The sequence below is a fragment of the Pantoea sp. Morm genome, assembly GCF_016643525.1.
Taxonomy (GTDB): Bacteria; Pseudomonadota; Gammaproteobacteria; order Enterobacterales; family Enterobacteriaceae; genus Pantoea; species Pantoea dispersa.
In genome coordinates, this window is sequence record NZ_VOQX01000164.1 from 1 (window position 1) to 5124 (window position 5124).

General features: G+C 54.1%; 8 protein-coding genes and 1 pseudogene. 6 read left to right on the plus strand and 3 right to left on the minus strand.

Translation table 11 applies throughout. The features are described from left to right. Positions 1-156 precede the first annotated feature (156 nt). Together FT726_RS25985 and FT726_RS25990 are read left to right on the plus strand one after the other, a co-directional pair. Positions 157-288 (plus strand): hypothetical protein, encoded by a 132-nt coding sequence (locus FT726_RS25985; RefSeq protein ID WP_255492465.1) that lies wholly within the window; start codon positions 157-159, stop codon positions 286-288. A gap of 117 nt (positions 289-405) precedes the next feature. Continuing rightward, positions 406-576: a hypothetical protein gene (locus FT726_RS25990; protein WP_346303709.1), complete on the plus strand. Its 171-nt coding sequence runs from the start codon at positions 406-408 to the stop codon at positions 574-576. A 21-nt stretch (positions 577-597) separates the two neighbouring features. Here FT726_RS25990 and FT726_RS25995 read toward each other — a convergent pair whose 3' ends face one another. The 3 genes from FT726_RS25995 to FT726_RS26005 all read right to left on the minus strand — a co-directional run bounded on the left by FT726_RS25995 (position 598) and on the right by FT726_RS26005 (position 2295). Continuing rightward, complete coding sequence (locus FT726_RS25995) at positions 598-861, minus strand: biofilm development regulator YmgB/AriR family protein (protein ID WP_346303710.1); 264 nt, start codon at positions 859-861, stop codon at positions 598-600. Positions 862-1046: 185 nt separating this feature from the next. Then, complete coding sequence (locus FT726_RS26000) at positions 1047-1355, minus strand: hypothetical protein (protein ID WP_346303711.1); 309 nt, start codon at positions 1353-1355, stop codon at positions 1047-1049. 712 nt (positions 1356-2067) lie between these two features. Continuing rightward, positions 2068-2295 carry a hypothetical protein gene (locus tag FT726_RS26005; RefSeq protein ID WP_255253269.1) on the minus strand — a complete coding sequence of 76 codons (228 nt, stop codon included), beginning with the start codon at positions 2293-2295 and terminating at the stop codon, positions 2068-2070. A gap of 97 nt (positions 2296-2392) precedes the next feature. On the opposite strand from FT726_RS26005, the gene FT726_RS26010 reads away from it, so the two are divergent. From FT726_RS26010 to FT726_RS26025, 4 genes and pseudogenes are all read left to right on the plus strand, one after another. Further along, complete coding sequence (locus tag FT726_RS26010; RefSeq protein ID WP_346303712.1) at positions 2393-2671, plus strand: hypothetical protein; 279 nt, start codon at positions 2393-2395, stop codon at positions 2669-2671. Between the two features lie 44 nt (positions 2672-2715). Then, on the plus strand, positions 2716-2958 hold the full coding sequence (locus FT726_RS26015) for a hypothetical protein (protein WP_346303713.1): 243 nt from the start codon (positions 2716-2718) through the stop codon (positions 2956-2958). 281 nt (positions 2959-3239) lie between these two features. After that, on the plus strand, positions 3240-4787 hold the full coding sequence (locus FT726_RS26020; protein ID WP_346303714.1) for a methyl-accepting chemotaxis protein: 1548 nt from the start codon (positions 3240-3242) through the stop codon (positions 4785-4787). Positions 4788-4918: 131 nt separating this feature from the next. Further along, a pseudogene (locus FT726_RS26025) lies at positions 4919-5124 on the plus strand (hypothetical protein); the annotation flags it as partial.

Here is a 5124-nt window from a genome sequence, read left to right on the forward strand (position 1 = left end):
ACGTTACCCGATACCGGGTGACGGAGGTAACCATGGCTGACCGTAACGATAAAAATGTGAAGGATGGCAAAGACGCCGACCACAGCAAGCTGCCCGCGGGCAACAAAAAAGACACCAGGGACAGCGATACCATGAAGCTGAAGGGCGGAAAATAGCATGTCTGACCAGCCGATGCCTGACGATGCGACCCCGCTGCCGGACCACGGGCCGGCGCCCGGTCATGAAGACGAGGTGCCGGGCGGCGACAGAGACATTCCACCCGACCGGGGCGCCACCCCGCTGATTTAACCGCCTCCGGGCGGTTTTTTCTGGTGCTTATATCTGCGCGCCGCTTATCGCGATACACTGTGTATATCCCCAATAAGCGGAGCGCATCTGAAAACCGAAAATGAAATACAGGAACTGATGCACGAAGCCATCGGGCTGGCCATCAGGCAGGTACTGCACAGGGGCGGGACAGTCAGCCCGCACGAACTTATCGGCACGCTGTGGCGCCTGAAGGAGTCCGGTACCGATATGGCCATGCGCGAGGCCTGCAGCCGGGCCATCCGGCTTTTTGCCGCCAAACTTAACTGAAATAGCCCTGTCGCGCAGGCGTTATGAGGCCTGACCGCCGGCGTCGTCCGGCGTGTGACTGACGATAAGCTCCAGCACGCTGCGCAGCACCGCCTGTCTCTGCGCGTCACGCTCCTGCTCAAGGTCGCGAATGACGTGGATGATGAGCGTTTTATTGGTCAGCTGTCCGCCTGAGGCCAGAATCGCCTGTATTGCCTCTTCAAGCTCCTGACTTTCAGCCGTCAGCGCGTCGCCGCTGTTCTGCAGGCGGGCGCGGATTGTGGTCACTGAGTTGGTATTTTTCATGCTGTGAAGGTCCCTGCCGGAGCATCCTGAGCGGATGACGGCGGTAAAAGTGGTGTTGCGGATTGTTATTGTGTGGCCGGCAGCGCTGCATCTGCAGAACGTGCCCGATGACAGAGAAATTATAGGTTAAAGGTTACGAAGTCAGGTGAAGGCGGACGCTGAGCGCCCGCTCCTGATGGTTGTGGTTATCTCATTTCATCTTCATCATCAGCCTGCAGGCGAATGGTGGCCTCGCCGCCGGCACTGTGGCTGTCTGCATCAGACAGCATCCATTCCTTATTGTCACTCCCGCGCGCACCGACGGTCCGGAAGTCGCGCAGCCAGCTGATGGCATCGCTGATGCGCCGGCTGCGGCTGCTGGTTTTCTCTGCTTTAAGCATAATGTTCAGCTCCGTCAGGAGAGCATCAACGGATATTTCCTCTTCACGCACGGCAAGATTGACAGCTGCTTCACCAATAACTGCGTGACCGGTCATGTCTTCGCTGTACAACACGTTTACACCTCGCTTAAAAATGAGTGAGAATAACTTTAACCACGCCTCTATTATAGCAAATGGCAGAGCGGAATTTAAATGAGATGCATAGTTATCGGCTATGGATTAATAAGGATAAATAAATTGAATCTTTTCCTTTTATTATAAGTGGCTGATGTTTTTCTGATATATTGATGTTGTGTCTTCCATCCTGAGAAAATATCTCTCACTCTGACCTGCACCCGGGTCAGAGCAGGTAACTCGTACTGTCAGAAGCACTGTGCATATAATGGGCATCCGATTCCGAAAGGGCGCGCCCGCAGGCAGACTGCTTAATCCTGTTCAGGTGCAGTAAAGCCAGAGGATCTACGCAATGGTTTTTCTCCATAACGAGATTCCTGCAGAGAATATGTTCATTAACTCTCTCATTTATGTTTTCTGTCTCCAATGACTGACTGATTGCCGAAGCGAAAATATGCTGCCACTTTCACACTGGCGCTGTGCTTAAATATGAATCTGTTTGTTCGAAGCGGCGCTTCCCGGACCTGGCGTCCTGTATATCCGATGTCACCTGACATTCAGTTAACCGGCAGAGGCGAGTCGTAAGCGTTTATATTTAAGTGCCCGGTGCATAAAATAATTTAAGCCCCGGGACGGGGCCGCACTGATATGGCCCTGCGCACAGAGTTGCGTGAGCCAGTCGTCCGCCTTAGTTTAACCGTAAATATCTGACTTACTCAGGTTGCTCCTGAATCTCGATGCGGATAATCGTTAAAGGCTCGCCGCGGCTTCCCGTGGCGCAGTGCCGTTCTGCCGCGCGGATAAACGGGCTGCGGACTTCCAGCATGTCCGCAATTTCGCGGAGTTTTTCTGCCAGGCAGGAAGGGGAAACGGGAAGATAGGTCGGGGGCAGGGCTCTGGCCATGAGTAGTGACTCGCAGTTGTCTGTTGTGTACATCATATCTTCGGCTGCCGGCCGATTTTCATGAGCGCAGTCTTATTCGTATTAAAACATACAAAAAATGCATGCAACCTTCCTCCGCCTGTCGGGCTGCGCCGTGCAACCTGCAGACCAGAGTGACCATGAATCAACCTCTCACCACTGGCCAGTTGGCCAACAGCTGCTGCGCTTTGAACCCGATACACCCTGCGTGGTGCACCTGTGGGTAGCTGATGATTTCGAAGACGTGGCACCGGAGCTGACGCCCGACGAGGTGCTGGCCACAATCGCGCTGGCCGACGCCTCGCTTGATGCGGATACGAGTCTCAGCTGGTATTTCCTGCGCCACTGTGCCGACACCATCCCTGCCGCACGGGTTGAAACAGACCCTGCCTGATGATCAGAAAACCGGAGGCGGCGGGACAACCCGCCGGACAGGTAATGAGAGCAATGACCGTACGTGAATTCAGGGCGCGCCTGGATGCCCTGGCCGATGATGAGCTGTGCTGCGGCACATTCTGGCTGGCAGAGGACTTTCTCGGTATTAACCCGGCGATGACGCCGGATGAGATTGCGGCGGCTATGGAGTATGCCGAAGACCATCATGATGCAAACGAGGGATTTAACTGGTGGCATCTGGAGATGGCCATCGATACCGTCTTGTTGGAGGGGGAGGGGAAATAGCGCAGCCCGGAGTGCAACTGCAGATCCTCTGATGTCGCCGGTCACGGCGGCATCACTGCAGGAATGAAAAAGGTTATCGCTGTGCTCCGCCTTCATGCCGTCTTCCGTCCTGTGGCCGGAAAACGGCGGGCATAAAGTGCCGTGCCCTCACGGTAGCCGGGCGGCCTCGCAAACAAGCAACTGTGCTGAGGGATGTAGTAACAGTTCGTAACTCATCAAAGCTATTAGTATCTGGCTACAGGCCGATAAAGGAGTTGTTCTCCCGCCCACCAGGAAAAAAAATGAAAATATCGTTTCGTCTTTTCTCAGGCTATGGTCTGTTGGTTATCTGCTTTTTAATCTGCACCGGCCTGTCTCTGCACGCGCTCAATGAATCCCGGCAAGGCATGGAAGATACGGTAAATTACAAAATGAGGCGCCTTACGCTTGTCCTGAACATGCGTGCTGCTGTTAATAACATGGCAGTTTTAGTCAGAGACATCGTTCTGCTTAAAGACCCTGAGCAGGAGAAAAATGAATGGCAAAAGGTCAGTAATTTACATGAAAAGTACCTAGAGGAACGCTATCAGCTTGTTACCAGCATGATGCATAACGCTTCTCCTGAAGGAAAATCAGCGTTAGACCGTATTCTGTCCTCAGACAGTATCGCTCTGAATACGCTGATAGTTGCAGGAAAAATGGGAATGGACAACGACCAGTCAGAAAAAGCCGCTGACTATCTGCTGAATACGGCTCGCCCGGCTCAGCAGGCCCTGTCTGATGCCCTTGACGGGCTGACCGATGTGCAAAATAAGCTCAGCCGGGATACGGTAGCTGTTAACAGCGAATCTGTACGTGAGGCTTCCGTTGTGCTTCTCTCACTCACAACTCTTTCAGTACTGTTCTCTTTTCTGACCATTTTTATGATAGTCAGGGCGCTGATGCGCCAGTTAGGCGGGGAACCTAAAGATGCTGAAATACTCGCAGCAGCAATTGCTTCTGGCGACCTGACGAGTCAGGTCATTCTGCGGCGCAATGATAAAACAAGCCTGCTGGCTTCACTGGATGGTATGCAGACAAACCTGCGGGGGCTTATCTCTCAGATAAAGGATTCCGCCGGCTCCGTGGCGCTGGCTGCGGATGAAATTTCACAGGGGAATACTGAACTCTCTTCGCGTACCGAGCAGCAGGCGGCCGCGCTGCAGGAAACGGCCGCCAGCATGGAGCAGCTTACCGCTACAGTGAAAAGCAATACTGCCGGCGCACAGCAGACAGCTGGTTCAGCCCGTGAAGCAGCGCAGGTTGCCCGTTCAGGTGGCACAGATGTGCAGCGCATGTCAGACACAATGAATGCCATATCTGTTAGCGCCGCGAAGGTGCGGGATATTACATCTGTAATTGAAAGTATTGCCTTCCAGACAAATATTCTGGCCTTAAACGCCGCAGTGGAGGCCGCCCGGGCAGGTGAAGAAGGGCGGGGATTTGCCGTTGTGGCGGGTGAGGTCAGGACGCTCGCACAGCGTAGTGCGAATGCCGCGCATGACATCAAACAACTGATGGCGGAGGCAGTAAGTGTCGTTGACAGCGGCGTAGTCGCAGCAGCAGATGCAGGACACAGCATAATGAAAATTGTCAGTATGGTGGGCGAGCTGGCAGAGTCCATGGATAATATTTCACTGGCTTCATCCGAGCAGATGCAGGGTATCTCCCAGGTCAGCATTGCCGTCAGTCAGATGGATGGAGTAACCCAGAATAACGCCGCGCTGGTTGAGGAGTCCTCGTCTGCCTCACAGTCACTGTCTGCGCAGGCACACGCCTTACGCGGAATGGTCGAGGGCTTCAGGGTATAAGGCCTGTGAGAAGAGGGCGGCTGTATTGAACCGTGATTCACTGCTGCCGTCCTCACGTAAGCACACGCCGCTGAGTGGCGCACAGGCTGTACGTCAGGTGCAAAAACAATCACTTCGAGGTCCGGAAACGCATGCATGAAAAGTACCGGCGCATTACAGAAATCAAAGCGCAAACGGATGAGTTGCTTACGCAACTGAGTGAGGGCGAGCATCGTTCTCTGGACGTGTGGGCCAACAACCTGACGCATCTGAAGCTGGCTTTTGGTACGTTCAGCCCCTTCATGAGTGACCCCGTCTTCCTGGCCTGGCTGAAACAGCATGACGCCGTGATGGTATC